General features: G+C 72.8%; 10 protein-coding genes. 3 read left to right on the top strand and 7 right to left on the bottom strand.

Translation table 11 applies throughout. The features are described 5' to 3' along the window. Window positions 1–73: 73 nt before the first annotated feature. Window positions 74–715 carry a DUF6461 domain-containing protein gene (locus ACTG9Q_RS27535; protein ID WP_455575824.1) on the top strand — a complete coding sequence of 214 codons (642 nt, stop codon included), beginning with the start codon at window positions 74–76 and terminating at the stop codon, window positions 713–715. Between the two features lie 7 nt (window positions 716–722). Here ACTG9Q_RS27535 and ACTG9Q_RS27530 read toward each other — a convergent pair whose 3' ends face one another. Further along, a complete protein-coding gene (locus ACTG9Q_RS27530; protein ID WP_455575823.1) occupies window positions 723–1,649 on the bottom strand; it encodes an NAD-dependent epimerase/dehydratase family protein in 927 nt (308 codons plus the stop codon). Window positions 1,650–1,791: 142 nt separating this feature from the next. Between ACTG9Q_RS27530 and ACTG9Q_RS27525 the strand changes: the two genes are divergently transcribed. After that, entirely contained in the window at window positions 1,792–12,267 is a 10,476-nt protein-coding gene (locus ACTG9Q_RS27525) for a protein-glutamine glutaminase family protein (protein WP_455575822.1), read from the top strand. Between the two features lie 64 nt (window positions 12,268–12,331). Here the strand turns inward: ACTG9Q_RS27525 and ACTG9Q_RS27520 are convergent, their stop codons facing one another. The 3 genes from ACTG9Q_RS27520 to ACTG9Q_RS27510 form a co-directional block, all read right to left on the bottom strand. Further along, window positions 12,332–12,754 carry a hypothetical protein gene (locus ACTG9Q_RS27520; RefSeq protein WP_455575821.1) on the bottom strand — a complete coding sequence of 141 codons (423 nt, stop codon included), beginning with the start codon at window positions 12,752–12,754 and terminating at the stop codon, window positions 12,332–12,334. Window positions 12,755–12,816: 62 nt separating this feature from the next. Continuing rightward, on the bottom strand, window positions 12,817–13,611 hold the full coding sequence (locus ACTG9Q_RS27515; protein ID WP_455575820.1) for a class I SAM-dependent methyltransferase: 795 nt from the start codon (window positions 13,609–13,611) through the stop codon (window positions 12,817–12,819). A 12-nt stretch (window positions 13,612–13,623) separates the two neighbouring features. After that, on the bottom strand, window positions 13,624–14,589 hold the full coding sequence (locus ACTG9Q_RS27510) for an aldo/keto reductase (RefSeq protein WP_455575819.1): 966 nt from the start codon (window positions 14,587–14,589) through the stop codon (window positions 13,624–13,626). Window positions 14,590–14,657: 68 nt separating this feature from the next. Between ACTG9Q_RS27510 and ACTG9Q_RS27505 the strand changes: the two genes are divergently transcribed. Then, window positions 14,658–15,812: an FAD-dependent oxidoreductase gene (locus ACTG9Q_RS27505; protein WP_455575818.1), complete on the top strand. Its 1,155-nt coding sequence runs from the start codon at window positions 14,658–14,660 to the stop codon at window positions 15,810–15,812. A gap of 8 nt (window positions 15,813–15,820) precedes the next feature. Here the strand turns inward: ACTG9Q_RS27505 and ACTG9Q_RS27500 are convergent, their stop codons facing one another. The 3 genes from ACTG9Q_RS27500 to ACTG9Q_RS27490 form a co-directional block, all read right to left on the bottom strand. Further along, on the bottom strand, window positions 15,821–17,044 hold the full coding sequence (locus ACTG9Q_RS27500; RefSeq protein ID WP_455575817.1) for a cytochrome P450: 1,224 nt from the start codon (window positions 17,042–17,044) through the stop codon (window positions 15,821–15,823). Window positions 17,045–17,107: 63 nt separating this feature from the next. Then, window positions 17,108–17,887 (bottom strand): class II aldolase/adducin family protein, encoded by a 780-nt coding sequence (locus ACTG9Q_RS27495; RefSeq protein ID WP_455575816.1) that lies wholly within the window; start codon window positions 17,885–17,887, stop codon window positions 17,108–17,110. 20 nt (window positions 17,888–17,907) lie between these two features. Continuing rightward, entirely contained in the window at window positions 17,908–18,798 is an 891-nt protein-coding gene (locus ACTG9Q_RS27490) for an aromatic prenyltransferase (protein ID WP_455575815.1), read from the bottom strand. Window positions 18,799–19,011 lie beyond the last annotated feature (213 nt).

The following is a 19,011-nucleotide window of genomic DNA, read 5'->3' as shown; positions in this document are numbered from 1 at the left end:
CGCGGGTTCACCCCTGAACCGGAGCGCGATCACCACCCGTGCACGGCAGGACAGACCAGCGGACGGAGAACACATGCCCGGCTACTTCGACGACGACCCCCTCGACGACTCCGGCGTGCCCACCTGGGTCGCCGCGCTCGGCGACCAGGCGCACGACCCCAACCACCTCGTGCACGTCGTGCGCGACCTGGAGCCCGCCGAGGCGCTGGAGTTGCTGGGCGCGGCCCCCGCGTCGGTCCGCAGGGGGGTGGTGCCCGACGAGCGCGGCGGACACCACTCCCTGGCGCGGGCGGCCCTGCACCCGTGGGACCCCACCGCCGCCTTGGTGGCCGCCCGCGTGGGCGACTGGACCTTCGTCTACGACGACCTCGGCGAGACCCTGTTCCTGTGGCAGGTCTGCGACCGGCCGCCGTTGAACGCGACAGCGGAGCTGTCCCGGCGCGGCGAGGTCGCGGCGACGGCCAACGTCACCCTCGACGGGCGGTCGCAGTTCGCCTACGCCGTCGGCGGGGACATCGTGTTCCACGCCGAGTCCCACGAACTCGCCGAGGACGCCGGGTCCGGCCCCGCCGAGGTGCGCGCCGCCGTCCGGGACGTCACCGGGGGACACCACCTCGGGCTCCCCATGCGGGCGTTGTGCGCGCTGGCCGGTCTGCCCCGGACGTTGGCGGAGGTCAGGGCACTCCCGCTGCTGGTCGGGGCCGTGGACCACTGACCGCCGGTCAGCCGCGCTGGCGGACCGCCTCGGCCACCGTCTCGGCGATGCCGTCGTCGACCGACTTCGGTTCGTCGGTGTCGATGAACAGCTCGCGCAGCATCAGGTCAGGCAGGCGGGCGGGGTCCAAACCAGACTCCTTCCCCGCCAACCGGTTGCGGAGCTTCCCCACCCGGAGGGCGGCACTGACCACGAAGGTCGGCAGTGACGAGACCGGGCGCGGCTTCCCCGCGGCGGCGGCGAGCCTGCCGACCATGTCGCGCCAGGTCATGTTCTCGTCCACGACGGGGATGTCCGCGCCGGAGGCCGCCAGCAGCGCGGCCACCGCCGCGGCGGCGACACCGGCGGCGGTGGTCGCGGCGCTGCCGCCGACCGGGGCGACCAGGCGGGAGTCCGAGCCCGCCCACTTCACCAGTCCGGTCGCCCAGGTCGGGTACCGGTCCTCGGCCTTGCCGAACACGAACGGCACTTCGATCACCGCCACCGGCAGGTCCGGCCCCGCGGCGGCGCGCCCCTGCACCGCCTGGGCGACCCTGCTGCGGATGTAGGGGTGGATGTCCGCCAACCGCCACGACGGGTGGGCGCGGTTGAAGTGGGTGAAGTACGAGCCCAGCACGACGGCCCTTGTCAGGCCCTCCGCGCGGGCCGCCGTGAGCAGCTCCACGACCGGGGTGACGTTGCCCGCGTGGAAGAACGGGTACGCCGGGCCGGGCGGCACCTCGCGGTCGTCGACTCCCGCGGCGAAGACGACACCGTCGTGGCCGCTGAGCAGGGGTCGCCACGTCTCCGCCGTCGTCGCGGCCGCGTCCACCGCGTGGTCGACCCCGGCGCGGGCGCTCCGGGCGACCGCGGTCACCTCGTGACCGCCGTCACGCAACTGCCCCACGATGTGCTGGCCGATCAGTCCACTCGCCCCTACCACCAGTGCCTTCATGCGCCGGATGATCCCCGTCGACGACGGCCCGGCACCACACCCACCCCTAATTGGCGGGTGTCCACCCACGACCCGTGAACCCCCGGTCGAGACCGCGCCGTGTACGGCACGTGCGACGGCCGACGGCAGGGGGTGGTCAGCGATGGCCATGATGGTCCCTGACGAGGCGCGGACCCTGTTCCGCGTCCTCACCGGCGAGGAGTGGCCCGACGCGAACGAGGACCACCTGCGGCTGCTCGCCGAGGCGTGGGAGGCCGCGGGCCTCGGCCTCGGCGACCAGGTGTCCCCGCTGCTGCGGCAGCTCACCGCCACCGTGCGCGCCGACTTCGCGGGCGACGCCGAGAAGGCGTTCGTCGACCGGGTCGCGCCCTTCGTCGAGGGCGGCGACCAGCTCACCGCGGCCCGGGACCGGTTCACCGCCATCGCGGCGTTCCTGCGGAACCTGGCGTTGGACGTGGAGTACGTCAAGCTCGTCTCGGTGATCAGCCTCGTGCTGCTGGTCGCGGAGATCGCGTGGGCCTCGGCCATGGCCCCGTGGACCGGCGGCGCGTCCCTGGGCTGGCTGTCCGGCCGGATCGCGGCCGTGCGCTCGATGCTGCACACCCTCCTGGGCAGGCTGCTCTCCAACATCCTCGAAGTCTCCACCGTCATGATGTCGACCCAGCTCCTGCCGGACCTGCTGGCCCAGACCGCCCAGTTCGCCGGCGGCCACCGCACCGGGTGGGACCATGCCAAGACCCGGGACGCGGCGGGCATGGCCGCTCTGGCGTCCATCCTGATGCTCCCCGCGGGCCCAGCCCTGCACCACCTGACCAAGGCCATCGGCAATGCCGCCGACACCCTGCTCGACACCGTCACCGCCATGGGCAAAGGCCACCGTGCCGTCATCGACGACATCATCGAGACCGCGTTCGAGGGCGGTTTCGAGGGCTTCGTCGAAGCGCTGTACTCGGCGATCACGACGGGCAAGTTCGAGCTCAACCCGTTCTCCGTGGTGTCCGGCGTGCTCAACGCGGCCGCTGTGGTCGTCAGCACCCGCTTCGCCACCTTCGTCAAGAACTACCTCGCGGGCCTGCGCACCCCGACTGGCCCCGGCCCCGACACCACCGGCCTGGACACTCCCCCGCCCCAACCTCCCACGACCGTCCTGCCGGGCCCCGCCCCGCGCCCAGGCCCGCACAGTCCTCCCGAAAACCCCTCCGGCAAGCACGGGAGCCCCGACACCGACCAGTCCCCCACCACACAGCCGACCGTCACGCTCCCACCCCACACCCCCGGCCAGACGGACACACAGCCCCACCAGCCCCCCGCCCGCACGGACCTCCCACCCGCCTACCAGCCGCCCGCCCACACGGGTCCCCCGCCCGCCTACCAGCGGGACTGGCACCCGGTCGGCGCCGACCGACCGCCCGCCTACGAGGCCGAGCGGCCGTCCGTGCCGCGGACGGACCTGCCGCCCACCCGCACCGATCCCCCACCCGTCCACCAGGCGGACCCTCCGCCGACCCACCGGCCAGACCCGCTCCCCCGGCAGGAACAGCCGCTCCCGCACCAGACCGACACCCCGCCTCCGTCCCGAGGCGACAACCCGCCCCTCCACGAGGGGACCCGACCACCGATCGACCACTCGGGTACTCAGCCCCTCCACGACTCCGAAACCGCACTCGGCACACTGCCCGAAACGCCGCCCGTCCGGGAAAGCCCCGTCACGGGCGAATCCACAGTGGAGGAGACGGGCAATGGACCGTCCACAGAGAACTCATCGGCCGCCCGGGAGGAACATCCAGCGCGCCCGGAGTTCGGCCCGCGCACCGGAGACGAGTCCTCGGCGCCCACACTGTCGGGCGGCCGCGAACCCGTCGCGCCGACCATCGACCGGTCCGGCACTGACACCACAACCGGCTCCGGAACACCACTAACGGGAAGCCACCACACACCGACAGACCTCACCGCGCCAACCGAGACCACCCCGTCTGAAACAACCGTGCCCGGAACAACCACGCCTGGGACAACCACGCCTGGGACCACGGCAGTCGTCACCAGGGGATCCGGTCATCCCGTCCACTCCCCGCCCCGCAGGCCCGCCACCCCGCAGGGCGCCGCCGTCCCCGGCCGCCTGCCACTGGCGAAGCCCGCCCGGACCGACGCCGCCTTCGACGACCTCACCACCCCGGTCAACGACCCGCCACCGACGCGAACGCACCGCGCCGACCTACCGGCCACTGCTCAAGCGACCGCGGTCGCAGGTCACCCCGAGACCACGCCGAGGCAGGCCCCGCCTCCCCCTCGGACCTCTCAGCAAGTCCTCCGCGACGCTCCCGCGCACCAGAAAGGCCGCATCCGGCAGATGCCCGGCGTCACAGAGGTCGAACGGTCCGCGTTCGAGGTCCGACGCGCGGAAGTCGACGGACAGACCATCACCGAGGTCACCGTCGTCCTCGACATCGACAGCCCCGAGCGCGACCAGATCCTCCGCGACGCCCAGAATGGTGTCGAAATCTACTTCACCAACGGCGCCCGGCTCCCCAACGGCGATCTCCTGCGCGTCCTCCTCGTCCCCGCGGCCCCGGGCGGCAAGGCCCACCACACGGTCCGCGCCACCGACGGTCCGGTGACCCAGACCCGCTGGCGGGCAGGGCTCGCGCCCGCCGTCTACGCCCACGAAGTGGGCCACATGCTCGGCCTCCCCGACGAGAACAGCAGCCGGATCTCGGTCGCCGACAGCCTCATGGGCCACGGTCCCACCACCACGACGCTGCCCGACCGCTACCTCCAGGTCCTCGCCCTGCACATCGGCGATGTCCCGGTCCACCGCGCCGGGTCCGGCACGCCGACGGGGTCCGTCACCTCGGAGGTCGTCGGGAGCCACCCGGAGCCCGCGCTGCCGCTCACCTCCGCCGAGGCGCTCGACGCTGTCGTCGCCGTCCTGGACGGCGACGACGTGGACCCGGCGGCGCTCACCGACGCCCTCACCCAGGCGATGGTCACGCCCGGCGCCGAGCGGGTGGCCGACCTGATCGCCGAACCGCTGACGCGCGCGGTGGACGAGCGGCGCCTGTCCCACGACGCGATGGAGGACGCGCTCCGGATCACCGGCCGCACGACCACCCTGTCCTTCACCGACCTCCCCCCGGCGTCCGCTCCGGCCCATCCCGTCCCGACCGCGGCCGTCGAGGGCGTCATCACCTTGGTGGAGGGCGGGCCCGTGGACGTGGAGGCGTTGTTCGGCACCCTCAACCGGCTGACGGGACTGCCCGGATGGGAGCAGGGCACCCCCAGGATCGCCGACGCCCTCTACGGCGCTTCGGATTCCGGTCGTCTGTCCCAAGAGGACTACGACAACGCCATGCGGATCATCCAGTGGACGAACACCTTCCGAGCCACGCCCGATCCCGACGCGCGCATCACCTCCACCGCCGTGCCACCGGGCGGGGAGGCCGCCGACCTGGCCCCGGTCCGCGCCGCCGCCGCGAACCTCCACGCCTTCCTGCACGACAGCGACTTCGACTCCGCCGTGACCGTCCTCGCCGAACTGGGCCGCGACATGCAGGCGGTCTGGGCGGTCGAGAAGGCATACCAGGCCCGGTTCGCGTCGACGCTGCGCGGCGACCTCCTGCGTCTGCGCCCCAGCCAGGACGCCTACGTCGACCACCTGCTCGGGCACAGCGACGACGACCCGGTGTCCCGGGAGCTGGCGGACGCCTGGTACGCGGAACTGGAGCGGTTGACGTTCGCCCACCACTCGGGCGGGCCGGAGGTCCCGATCCCGTTCGACTACGCCGAAGACGGCTGCTACATCCGCGCGCACCTGATGGCGATGGCGCTGCAACGGCTCGGCGCGGCCCCCCGCAAGGTCTTCGTGGCCCGTACCGACCCCCTGCTGTCCCCGTTCGTCGGGCCGGACAACACCCCCGTGCCCACGGTGAGGTGGAGGTACCACGTGGCGCCGGTCGTCCTGGTCTGGAACGGCGACGAAGCCGAGAACATGGTGTTCGACCCGTCGCTGCAGGCCGGTCCGCTGACTGTGCCGGAGTGGCTGACCCGGACCGGCTTGAAGCCGGAGAGCGCCGACATCCGCCAGGACGACCACTTGGCGGCGGTGTCCGCCGCCCTGCACAAGCACAAGACCGACAACCCCGGCAAGTGGTCGGACGGCTTTCCGACCGGCGGAATGGTGGTGCTGACCAGTGTCGAAGCGATCCACTATGGGGACCTGGTGAACTCCCGCCCCGCCGACTTCCAGGACGCCGACGCCCGCACCCGCAGGCGGCACCTCGACTCGCTGCACGAGTACTCGATCAAGGCGGCGCGGCGGCGGGCGGACGCCCGACTGGTCGAGATCCTGGGGATGGGCCTGACCACGGGTGGTCCCGCCGCGCCGTGGACCCGGCAGCAGGCCTTCGGACACCTGCTGCGGACCGAACCGGTCGGCGTGCGCGGACTGTTCGACCGCAACCCGAAAGCCCTCGGCCTGCTGGCCGACGTCGTCCCGACCGACATGCTGTCCACCCTGTCCACCCCTGCCCGCGCCAAGCCCGCGCCGGTCGTCGTGCCCGCCCACCGCGGACCGCGGACCGGCCCGCCCGACGTCACCGACCTGCCGACACCGGTCATCGACCAGTTCGACACCCAACTCCCCGAACCACCCCACATCCCCGGACCACCCACCACCCAACCAGCCGAACTCCCAGCCAACGTCCCCATCCAGCTACCAGCCGACGTCCCAGCCCAGCTACCAGCCGACGTCCCAGCCCAACTCCCAACCTCCACACTCAACCAACCAACCACACCCACCACCGACCAACTCGACACCCAACTCCCCGAACCACCCCACATCCCCGGACCACCCACCACCCAACCAGCCGAACTCCCAGCCGACGTCCCAGCCCTGACCCCCCACAAACCATCCGCGCTCGCGGACGTGCCCACACCCGTCATCGACCAACTCGATCCCGAGCTCCCCGGGCCACCGTCGTTCGCCCTCGACGACCTGCTCGACCTGCCGCCCATCGATCTCGGCTTCCTGGACCTCCCCCAGTCGGACGGGCGGGCGCGCAGCCCGCGATCCGTCGAACCCACGCCGCTCAACCTGCCGCCCACCCTTCCGTCGATTCCCGGGTTGTTCGGCGGACCGTTCTCCCACACCGGCCCGACGGGCCGGGACCACCTCAGTCTCGCCGACTGGAACCCCGGCGCGCTTTTCCCGTCGAGCCGTTCCGGGACCCCCCGAGCGCGGCCCTCCAGAGCCGCCGCCCCGGCTGGGCGCGACGGCTGGGGGGCGCTCGTCGACGCGCCCGCCCACCAGCGCGGCCGGATCCGGCAGATGCCAGGGGCCGGGGAGGTCGAGCGCTCGGCGTTCGAGGTCCGGCGGGGCGAGGTCGGTGGGCAGGCCACCACCGAGATCACCATCGTTCTCGACATCGACAGCCCGGACCGCGCCCAGATCCTCCGCGACGCGCAGGACGGGGTCGACGCCTACTTCCCCCACAGCGCCCGACTGTCCAATGGCGACCTTTTGCGCGTTCGGCTCACCCTGGGCGACAACGCCCACCACAAAATCCACGTCTCGAACGGGCCCGTGACCCAGACGCGCTGGCGGGCCGGGCTTCCCCCTGCGGCCTACGCCCACGAAGTGGGCCACATGCTCGGCCTCCCGGACGAGAACTCCGGCACCAGGGGCAGGCTTGCCCTCCCGGACGACCTGATGGGCGACGCCGCCAACCCTCCCCCCGCCACCATCCCCAACCGCTACCTCCGCGTGCTCGAGCTCCACATCGGCGAGATTCCCCCGCACACCGGCGACGAGCCGGGCGCGCCGACGGGGGCGATCACCCCCGAGGTCGTGGGGAACCACCCGGAACCCGCGCTGCCCGCGTCGTCGGACGCCGTCGCGGCGGCCGTCGCCATCCTGGAGAGCCCCGCGGTCGACACGACCGCGTTGACCGACGCCGTCACCCGGGCGGTGGCGCTGGCGGGCGGCGGGCGGGTGGCCGACCTGATCGCCGACCCGCTGGTCCGCGCGGTGGACGAGCGGCGTCTGCCCGTGGGCGCGATGGAAACGGTGCTGCGGATCGCCGGCCGGACTTCCGTGATGAAGTTCGCCCGCGGCGTGCCCCCCGCGCCGACCGCCACTCCCACCACCCCGACCGCCGCGGTCACCGACATCGTCACCCTGGTCGACGGCCACGGCGCCGACACGAAGGCGTTGTTCGGCAAGCTCCACCGGTTGACGAGCCTGCCTGGCTGGCGGCAGGGCACCCACCGGATCGCCGGGGCGCTGTACCGGGCGGTCGAGTCCGGACGGTTGACGCAGGACGACTACCAGAACGCGCTGGGAGTCATCCAGTGGGCGCACACCTTCCCGGCGTCCCCTGATCCCGACACCCGGATCACGTCCACCGCCGTCCCTCCCGGGGTGTACCCGTCCGACCTGGACTCGGTAGGGGCCACCGCCGAGCACCTCCACGACCTCCTTGGCGGCGACGGCGACGGTTACGCGGACTTCGACTCCGCTGTCGCCGTCCTCGCCGAGCTGGGCCGCGACATGCAGTCGATCTGGGCGGTCGCGGACTCCTACCAAGTCCAGTTCGACTCGGAACTGCTCGACACGCTCGTCCGGCTCCAGCCGCGGCAGGAGGACTACATCCGGCACCTGCTCGGGGCCACCCATGACGAACCGGTGTCGTTGGAGCAGGCACGGGTCTGGTACGCGGAACTGGCGCGGCTGACGTTCGACCACCACGTGGGCGGCCCGGCGATTCCCGTCCCGTTCGACTACCCCCGAGACGGCTGCTACATCCGCGCGCACCTGATGGCGATGGCGCTGCAACGGCTCGGCGCGTCCCCGCGCAAGGTCTTCGTGGCCCGGAAGACCCCGCCCCTGTCCCCCTTGGTGGGACCCGGGCGCACCCCCGTCGAGGACGTCAACTGGAGCTACCACGTCGCACCCGTCGTCCTGGTCCGGGACGGGGACGTCGTCGAGGAGATGGTGTTCGACCCGTCCCTGGACGCGGGTGTGCTCACCGTGGACGAGTGGACCGCCCGGACCGGTGTGCCCCCGGCGACCGTCGTCCTCGCCAAGAGCGGCACGGTGTCCGAGGTCTCGGAGTTCCTGCGCGCGGACAAGGCCCGCAACCCCCGCCTGTGGAAGGGCAACCACCCGGTCAAGGGCGCGCTGGTGGTGTTGACCGGCGTCGAGGCGGTGCACTTCCAGGACCTGATCGGCGCCGCGCCGAAGAGCTTCGAGGAAGCCGACCTCCGCACCCGGGACGAGGACATCGACGACCTGCTCGAGCACTCCGTCGCGGCGGCACGGCGCCGGGCGGACAGCAGGCTGGTCGAGATCACGGGGATGGCGTTGACGATCGGCGGCTCACACTCCCCCGGGGCCCAGTGGCAGGCCCTCGAGCACCTGATTCGAACCGAACCGGTCGGGGTGCGCGGCGTGTTCGACCGCAACCCGCACGCCTACCACCTCCTCTCCGACCTCGTCCCCGCGACGCTGCTGCCCTTCCTGACCGACATCAACGACACCGCGACGGAGCCGGTGCCCGTCCACCTGCTGGATTCCCGGCACCCGGCCCCCCTGGCCGGGGACGCCGACCAGAGGCAGCACCAGCGGACCTCCTCCGAGACGCCCGACTCCCCGACCGGGGACGGCGACCAGCGGCACCCCGCCGCGATCGACCCCGCCCTGCTCGACGAGATCATGCGCGACAGCACCACGCTCGACGAGACCATGCGCGACGCGCCCGCGGTCGACCCCGCACTGATCGACCCCACGCTGATGGACACCGCCCTGGGCGCGCTCCTGCCGTCGCTGGACGCCACCCGGTCCACCCCGTGGCCCGTCGGTCCCGGCCCGGCCGGGCCCGCGACGGTGGACCGCGACCGCGCGGACGCGGAGGCAGCCGCGATCCTCGCCGCGCTGGGCGCCCCGACCACGCGGGGCACGGGACATGACCGGAGCGTCCTCGCCGACGCGCCCGCGCACCAGCGGGGCCGCGTCCGCCAGTTGCCTGGAGTCCCGGAAGTCGAGCGGTCGGCGTTCGAGGTCCGACGGGGGGTGGCCGACGGGCGGACGATCACCGAGGTCACCGTCGTCCTCGCCATCGAGGCCGATCCCGCCACCCGGGACCGGGTCCTGCGGGACGCCCGGCTCGGAGTCGACACGTACGTCAACCGGCCCGGCGCCGAACTGCCCGGTGGCGACCTGCTGCGGGTGCGGCTCGTGGCCGCCGGGCCAGGTGACCGACCGCACCACACGATCCGCGTCACCGACGGCCCTGTGACCCGGACCCACTGGCGGACCGGGCTGCCGCCCGCCGTCTACGCCCACGAGGTCGGCCACATGCTCGGCCTCCCCGACGAGAACTCCGCGGTCGAGGGCCGCTTGTCCATTCCGGACAGCCTGATGGGGCACGGTCCGAACACCGCGTCGCCGACGTTCCCCGGCCGCTACTTCCAAGTGCTCGCCCTGCACATCGGCGACGTCCCCGTCCACGACCTCCGGTCGCCCGGGGAGCCGAGCCGGACGGTGACGCCGGAGGTCGTCGGGGACCACCCGGAGCCCGCCGTGCCGACCCCGTTGGACACCGCGGTCGCGGCGGTCGTCGCCCTGCTGAACGGGCCCGCGGTCGCCCCGGCCGTGCTGGAGACCGCGCTGGCCCAGGCCATGGCCCTGCCCGGAGCCGAGCAGGTGGCCGACCGGATCGCCGAGCCGTTGAACCGGGCCCGGTTGGACCGGCGCCTGCCGGAGCGCGGGTTCAACCGCGCCCTGGAGGTCACCGGGCGGACCGGGCGGCTGGCGTTCGCGGTGGCGCCCGCCGTCCCGCGGGACGGCGGCAGCAGCCGGGTCGCGGTCGACGAGACCGTGACCCTGGTGGACGGTCCGCAGATCGCCAAGCGGGACCTGTTCAGCAGGCTGCACCGGTTGACGAGCCTGCCCGGCTGGCAGCAGGAGTCCTCCCGGCTCGTCGGGCCGCTCCTGAGGGCCCTCGGGGAGCGGCGGCTGACGCAGACGGACTACGAGCAGGCGCTGCAGGTCCTGGGGTGGATGGTCACCTTCCCGGCGGTGCCCACCCCGAACAGCGAGATCGTCTCGACCGCGGTGGCGCCGGGAGAGGACGCCTCGACGCTGCCCGCCGTCCAGAACACGGCCGCGACCCTCGGCGGACTCATCGACCGGGGCGACTACGACACGGCCGTGGCGGTGCTGACCACGCTCAACCGGGACATGCAGGCGATCTGGGCCGTGCAGCGGGCCTATGCCGGCCGTTTCGCAACGCGCGCGGGCGAGGTGGCGCGGCAGCTCGAGGCCGACCTCGTCGGCCGGTGGCCCGAGCACGCCGACTACCTCCGCCACCTGCTCGGGCACGTCCACGACGAGCCGGTGTCGCTCGCGCAGGCGGCGGCCTGGTACGGGCGGTTGTCGGAACTGACCTACGACCACCACTCCGGCGAGAAGGTCCGCATTCCGTTCGACTACCCGGAGGAGGGCTGCTACGCACGGGCGCACCTGATGGCGCTGGCGTTGCAGCGGCTCGGCGCCGCCCCGCGCAAGGTGTTCGCCATCCGCCTCTCCCCCCAGTTGGCGCCGCTCGTGGGGCCCGACTTCACAGCCCTGCCCATCACGTGGGGATACCACGTCGCACCCGTCGTGGCGGTCGAGGTCGGCGGCGCGAGCGTCACCATGGTGTTCGACCCCGCCCTCCAGGCGGGTCTGCTGACCGTCGACGAGTGGCTCGCCCGGCTGTCTGTCGGCCCGGCGGACAGCGTCTCCACCGTGGACGGACCAGTGGACCGGGTTCGCGAGGTGCTCCTCGCCGCCAGGGCGGCCTCCCCGGAGAGCTGGGTCGCGGGCTACCCGGTCACGGGCACGCTCCTGGTGTACACCGACCCCGCGGCGGTCGGCTACGACGACCTGCTCGGTGTCACGGCGACGACCTTCGACCAGGCCGACAGCCGGTTCCGCCTGCTGGACGGGGATCTCCTGCACGGTCTCTCCGCGGAGGCGGCGAGTCGGCGGCGAGTGGGCGCGCGACTGCTCCAGATCATGGTCATGGGGATGGGGATGGACAGCGCCGACCCGACCGAGGCGCAGCGGCGAGCCCTGGTGGAGTTGATCCGCGACGAACCGGCGGGCGTGCGGGGGATGTTCGTCCGGGACCAGCTCGCCGCCACACTGCTGCTGGACCTGGTGCCCGCGGAACTGCTGTCCGCCGTCGACGCGACGCTGTCCGCGCCCGCGGGCCCGGGGGCGCCCGATCCCGCCCTCCTCGTCGGGGGGATGCCCGCGCTCGGCGGTGTCGAACTGGAGGGGACCGGGCTGCCCGCGGGGTTCGAGCGGCTGGCGGACGGCATGCCGGGCTACGACGACGTGGTCACCGCGCTGAGCGGGCTGGGGATCGGCGGTTCGGCCACCATCGTGGCCTACCCCCTCGACGGCGGGCCCGCCCTGCGATGGCATCTGGACAACACGGCGGAAGGCGTCACAGCTCGCGACCCCCATACGGGGTTCGGGTGGCTCCTCTCGGTGCGCCCGCTCGCCCTCCCCGCGTCCTTCCAGGTCTACGCGAGACTTGCCGCGGGCGGCGCCGGGTCGAGTTCGGCGGTCTGACCGGCGCCGCGGACAAGAAAAGGCCGGGACCCGTCGCGGGTCCCGGCCGTGGTGACAGGGCCGGTCAGGCCCAGCCGGTGTCCGTCGCGCGCTCGCGCGACCGGCTTGGGGCGCTCGCCGGGCTCCCCAGGGTGCGAGCGGTACCGGCGGGTCGGGCGGAGCCGCCGGTCAGGCGGGACAGGTCGACGCCCGAACGGGTTCCGGGCAGGGCGGCAGCGGTCGCGGGGGCGGGGTCGGGGTCGGGGTCGTCGTCGACGAGGTAGTAGGCGCCGGGGCTGCCGTCGGGGGTGAAGTAGAGGCCGGTGATGACCCCGCGGGCGCCGAGGTCGCCGCGGACGTGGGTGACCCACGCGCGCAGTTTCCCGATGCCCTGGGTGCCGTGCTCGCGGGCGTGGTCCTCCAGCAGCTTCTTGTCGTCTTCCAGGCGCTGGGCCAGCAGGGCGGACTGGCGCTGCGACCACCCGGCTGGCTTGATGGCTCCGTTCACGGCTCTCCCTCGGTTGCGGACACGGGTCTCACACGGGGCACGGCCCGCGCGGGGCCGCGCGTTCACGCCTCCTTGGCGGCGGTCGCGAAGTGGACGCCGGTGGTGAGCCGGTCGACACCGTGGTCGGCCATCCAGGTCCCGACCCCGAGGCGGACGGCGTCCGCGTCCGCCTCGTCCATGCGCATCACGACGTTGCCGAAACCGCTGCCGACCATGAGGCTCCACCAGTCGTCCGGGCTGGTCAGGCGGGTCACGTAGTCGCGGTGGGTGAAACACGCTCCGGGGACGCCCGCGGCCGCGACCGTCTCGCGCAGTGTGGTCATGTCGGCGGTCCTGGTCCACGGCGTCTCCACCACCAGCCCGGGGACGCGCGTCTGGACGGCGTCGACGAAGACGCCCGCGGCCGGGGCGAACACCGACTGGCCCATGACCGCAAGGACCAGCCGCCCGCCCGGCCTGACCAGCCCCCAAAGCCGGGCGACGGCGGCGGTGACGTCCGCGGCGAAGAAGACACCCAGGCTGCACGCCACCGCGTCGAACGTCTCCGGCGCGTAGGGCGGGTCGTCCAGGTCGGCGACCTCGAAGACGGTGTTGCCCAACCCCGCCTCCACCGCCCCGGCGCGGGCCAGGGCCAGCATCGGCTCGGCGGTGTCGGCCCCGACGACCGCGCCCGCCATCCGTGCGGCGCGCAGGGCGACGCCCCCCGGCCCGCAGGCCATGTCCAGCACCCGGTCCCCGGGGTGCAGGCCCATCAGGCCGACCACGTCGTCCAGGCAGAACGGCGCGATGCCCTCACGGACGGCGAGGTAGTTCGCGGCCGCGTAGCCGTAGGTCGCGCGCGGGTCGAAGACGCTCACAGCGGTGTTCTCCTATTCGGAGCGGCGGGCCATCTCGGTGGGGTAGCGCTCGCCCGCGGCGGCGGGCACGCTGTCCTCTAGGACCTGGAACACCACCGGATCCAACTCCAGGTGGGCGGCGCGGGCGTTCTCCTCCAGCCGCCCGACCGACCTGGTGCCCGGGATGGGGACAGCGCCCCGGTGATGCAGCCACGCCAGGGCCAACTGCGCCGGGGTGATGCCGAGACCGCGCGCCAGGGGTTCCAGCGTGCGGACGATCGTCAGATTGCGGGCGGCGTTGTCCGGGGCGAAGCGGGGCATGCGCCTGCGGATGTCGTCGGCGGCCAGCCCGTCGCGCGAGGTCACCCGGCCGGTGAGGAAGCCGCGCCCGAGCGGGGAGAACGCCACGACGGCGATGCCCAGCGCCCGGCACAGCGGCACGACCTCGGCCTCGATGTCGCGCGACCACAGCGACCACTCGCTCTGCACGGCGGCGACGGGGTGGACGGCGTGGGCGCGGCGGATCGTGTCCGGTCCGACCTCGGAGAGCCCGATGGCGCGGACCTTCCCTGCGGCGACCAGCCCGGCCATCGCCCCCACGGTCTCCTCGACCGGCACGGCGGGGTCGACGCGGTGCAGGTAGTACAGGTCCAGGTGGTCGACACCCAACCGCCGCAGGGACGCCTCGGCCGCCTGCCTGACGTACTCGGGGTCGCCACGCAGCCCCCAGGCCGACGGTGGGTCCCCTGCTTCACGCACCACCGCGAACTTCGTCGCCACCACGGCTTCGTCGCGCCGACCGGCGACGGCCTTGCCGACGAGTTCTTCGTTGACGAACGGACCGTACATGTCCGCAGTGTCCAAAAGAGACACACTAAGGTCGAGCGCCCTGTGGATGACCCGGATCGAATCGCGTTCGTCGGAACGCCCGTAGAACTCACTCATCCCCATGCAGCCCAGACCTTGTGAACCTACTGCTAGTCCATTTAGGACAATCATGCACTTCCCTTCCCCGTGTCGACCTTGCTAGGCTCCCGGCGACTCCGAGCGGCAGAGAGGCGGACACCGTGTCCACACGAGCAAGGGTGGCCGTGATCGGCGGGGGGATCGCCGGTCTGACCACGGCCCTGCACCTGCTCCAGTCCGGGTGGGACTGCCAGGTCTACGAAGCGGCCCCCGCCCCGCACCCGGAAGGCGCTGGCCTGCACGTGGCCCCGAACGGTGTCCGCGTGTTGCGGCGGCTGGGCGTCGACCTGGAGCCGGTGGCCACCGCCACGCGGGCGCTCGCCATCCGCGACTGGCGACGGGGCGGGGTCGTCGGCCTGCTGCCGCTGACCGGACGGCTGGACACGCCCTACTACACGCTGCACCGGGCGGACCTGCACCGCGCGCTGTTGGACCGGCTGCCCGAGCACGTGGTGCGCTACGGCGCGCGGCTGACCAGCCTCGCCGAGGACGACGCCGGGGTGGCGTACACGCTCGCGGACGGGACGGCGCACCGGGCGGAGCTGCTGGTCGGCGCGGACGGCATCCACTCGGCCGTGCGGACCCGGCTGTGCGGGGACGCGCCCGTCTACACCGGCAACATCATGTACCGGGGCCTGCTGCCCGCCGAGGCCTGCCCGGACGCCGTCGACCCCGCCCACGCCACGATCTGGGCGGGTCCGGAACGCCACTTCGTCGCCTACCCGGTCAGCGGGGGCAGGCAGTACTACTTCAGTGCCAGCGCCGACCACCAGCCGTGGGAGAGCGGGGACTGGTCGGCGACCGTCGACCCGGCGTTCGTCGCCAAGCACTACGAGGGCTGGGACGACACGGTGACGGCGTTCCTGTCCCGGGTGCCCCACATGACGCAATGGGCCCTGTACGACCGGCCGTTGAGCGCCGGGTGGCCGGGGCGGCGGACCACCCTGGTCGGCGACGCCGCGCACGCGATGCCCCCGTTCCTGGCCCAGGGCGCGAACATGGCGATGGAGGACGCCGCCGTGCTGGTCGCCAGCCTCGACCGCGACCCCGACCCCGTCGCCGCCCTGCGCCGCTACGAGGCCGCCCGGCAGGCCCGGGTCGCCGCGGTCCACCGGTTGACGGCCGACCGCGGCGGCACATTCCGCCTGCCCGACGGCCCGGCCCAGCGGGCCAGGGACGAGGCCTTGCGTGCCGGGTCGATGCGCCGCGACTTCGACTGGATCTTCGAGTACGACACCGAGACCGCCCTGGGCTGACGCCCGGCTCACCGGACCTCGACCGTCAGCGACGTGTACCCGTGGAACCCGAGGTTGGTGTTGTGCACAGGCGGGACATCAGCGCACACGCGCAACCCCGGGAACCGGGTGTACAGCTCACGCAGCGCCATCGACGTCTGCAGCCGCACCAGGGCCGCCCCGATGCAGTTGTGCGGCCCCTTGCCGAAGGACAGGTGCGGGTTGGGCGCCCTGGTGAGGTCCAGCCCACCCGGGTCGGTGAAGCGCGCCGGGTCGCGGTTGGCAGCGCCCACGTGGAGCAGCACCGGTTGCCCTTCGAGGATCTTGTTGCCCTTGAAGGAGAAGTCCTCGGCGGCCAACCGGCCGATGTACTGCACGGGCGTGCTGTGCCGGAGGAACTCCTCGACCGCGCGGTTGCGGGCGCGGTCGCTCTCCAACACCAGGTGCCGCTGCTGCGGGTGCTCGTCCAATGCGGACACCGCGTTGCCGATGAGGTAGCGCATGGGTTCCAGCCCGGCGAACATCAGCAGCATGGCCTGCGCGCAGGCCTCCTCGACCTCGAACCGGAACCCCTCGGTCTCCTCGACGGCCATCCTGGCGACCATGGCGGGCAGGTGGGTCTCCAACGCGAGGCGGGCGTGGTCGCGCAGGTAGCCCGCGAAGGCGTGCACGGCCTTCTGCCCTTGGCGCACGTCGTCGGCGGTGAGGGTGCTGGCGCCGAAGAGGTAGGCGATGTCGTCGGACCACTGCGCCAGCACCTCGTGGTCGGCGGCGGGCGCGCCGAGCAGCCGGGTGATCACGAAGGCGGGCAGCGGGCGGGCGAACTCGGCGATGAGGTCGTGCCTGCCAGTCCAGTCCGTCAGGAGCTCGTCGATCGACCGGCGGACGACCGGCACGAGCACGTCCCGGGAGAACAGGTCGCACACCCGGTTCATGTGCTTGCGCCGCACGGTGTGGGCGTGCCCGTCGAAGAACGCGACCCAGTTCTCCAGGACGGGCACGATGTCGGCGAACTCGTCGCGCTCGGCCTCGGGCAGCGCCTTGATGGGGAGGGTGGCCCGGTTGTTGGTCAGACGCGGGTCGACCAGCAGGTCGGCCGCGTCCTGGTAGCCGAAAACCACCCAGGAGCCGCCGTACATCGCGGAGTGGTGCACCGGGTCGTCGCGGAGCATCCGCGCGTAGGCGGGATACGGGTCGGCGAGGAGGTCGGGGTTGCTCAGGGAGAACGACGCCGGGGAGGCCAGATTGGACATGCCTGTTCCTTGTGCGGCACCACTGCGCCGCGTCCGTCGGGCGCGGCGGTCTGTCGGTTCTTCTCAGGCCGCGCCCGGTCCGGGGACCGCGCGGGAGAGGAGGCGGAGCGCGCTGGCGTAGCCGACGTCGTGGTTGCCGATCTGGCCCGCGGTCAGCCGCGCCACGTCCTCCGGCAGTCGCACCGGGGTGCCCGCCGCCTCAGCGAGCAGGCTGATGTGGCAGCAGGTGTCGAAGATGGTGAACCACCACACCGCCGCCTCCAGCGTCTCGGCCACGGCGACCAGGCCGTGGTTGCGGAGGATGACGCCCTTGCCCGTGCCGAGCGCGGCCGCGATGCGCTTGCCCTCCTCGCGGTCGAACACGATGCCGGTGAAGTCCTCGAACAGCGCGTGGTCCTCGAAGAAGGCGGTGTGGTCCTGGGTGATGGGCTCCAGCAGCCTGCCCAGGCTGGAGTACGCCCTTCCATAGGTGGAGTGCAGGTGGATCACGGCCTTCACGTCCGGGCGGGCGGCGTGGACCTCGGCGTGGATGGCGAAGGCGGGCAGGTTGACGATGCCCTCACCCTCGACGGTCCCCCCGGTGGGGCCGTCCACCCGGATCAACCGGTCGGGTGTCATGTGCGCGAAGGGGACGCTGATCGGGTTGGTCCAGTAGGTGTCGGCGTGGCCGGGGTCGGCCGCGGTGGCGATCCCGGCGATGCCCTCGTCGAAGCCCTGCGCGGCGAAGTGCCAGAAGGCCGCGGTCAGGCGGGTCTTCAGGTAGGCGCGCTCCTCGTCGACAGAGCCGAAGACCGGCCTGGGCGCGAACTGGTCGTCGGCGGGACCGGGGGTCGTGGTGCTCACAGCCGTCCTCTCGTCAGTGCTCACGCGTCGCCTGTCGCTTTCTTCCACTCGGTGAGGACAGTCCGGATGTCGCCCCGGTACTGCCTTTCCGCTTTCATGTATCGGCCCTTCTGGCCGAAGGACCACCCCAGGACGGTGAAGGCGTCCGCGGCGTGCACGGGGATGTCGCCGAAGAACGCGGCGATGCGCTCCGGCAGGGCGGGCAGGCTGTCGGCGGGGAAGTCCAGGACGGAGAAGCCCGCGTCGAACCCGCTCCCGTCGGCGGGGTCGACGGCCAGCGCCACGCAGTAGTCGCGGGAGATGTTTTTGACAACGACGTCCGCGGTCTCGTCGGGCACCGGTTCCGACCCGGCCATGTCCACGTAGCGGTCGAGGTCGGGCCGGGTGAGCCCGCCGGGCACGTCGAAGTCGAGGACGACCGTCCCCAGGCGCCAGTCGACGGCGGCGAAACTGATCAGCCGCAAGTCCTCGGCCACGTAACCGCCTTCGCGCGCGGCCAGACCCCTCGGGACACCGGGAGCGGTGAGGATCTCCCCGGCGGGGCGGCGGTGGCCGAAGTAGAACCAGGTCTTGGTGAGGCCGAAGTCGGAGTCGAACGAGCACGAGTGCAGCGTGGCGCCGTCATACAGCTCCGCCCACGCCCACGCCAGCGGCAGCAGCGGGTGGTCGGCCGGGACGAGTCCCCTGTCGACAGCGACCGCCGTGGTGTCGATGTGGCTGGTCGGGAAGAGGCGGTAGGACAGCGGGTCGCCGGGCCGGTCGGTCGTGCGCCACAGGACGGTCCCGTCGCGGAAGTGCCCCGGGAACGCGCTGAACGCCGCCGCGGCGGTCTCGGGGACCACGGGCGCGCCGACGGCGGCGGTGGCCGAGGTCAGGTCGCGGACGAAGGCGTCCTCGTCGAATCCGGTCATGGGTCTTCCTTTCGGCAGCACGCGTCCGCGCCGGGCCCTGGGATCGCGTCGGAGGTGGAAGCGGCAGGGAGCGGGCCCTCCCGGGGACAGCCGTGTCCCTCGATCCCGTATCGCAGTGTGCGCGGGCGTGTTAGTCGTACTGGCCGCCCGGACGGCAAGAGTGCCCTTTCCTCTTCTCCCGCGGCAGGACAAAGGGCAGTTTGTGGCCAGTCG

The organism is Actinokineospora lacus, assembly GCF_053813445.1.
The sequence above is the reverse complement of the archived record's forward strand: the minus strand, read 5'-3'. Positions and strand labels throughout refer to the sequence as shown.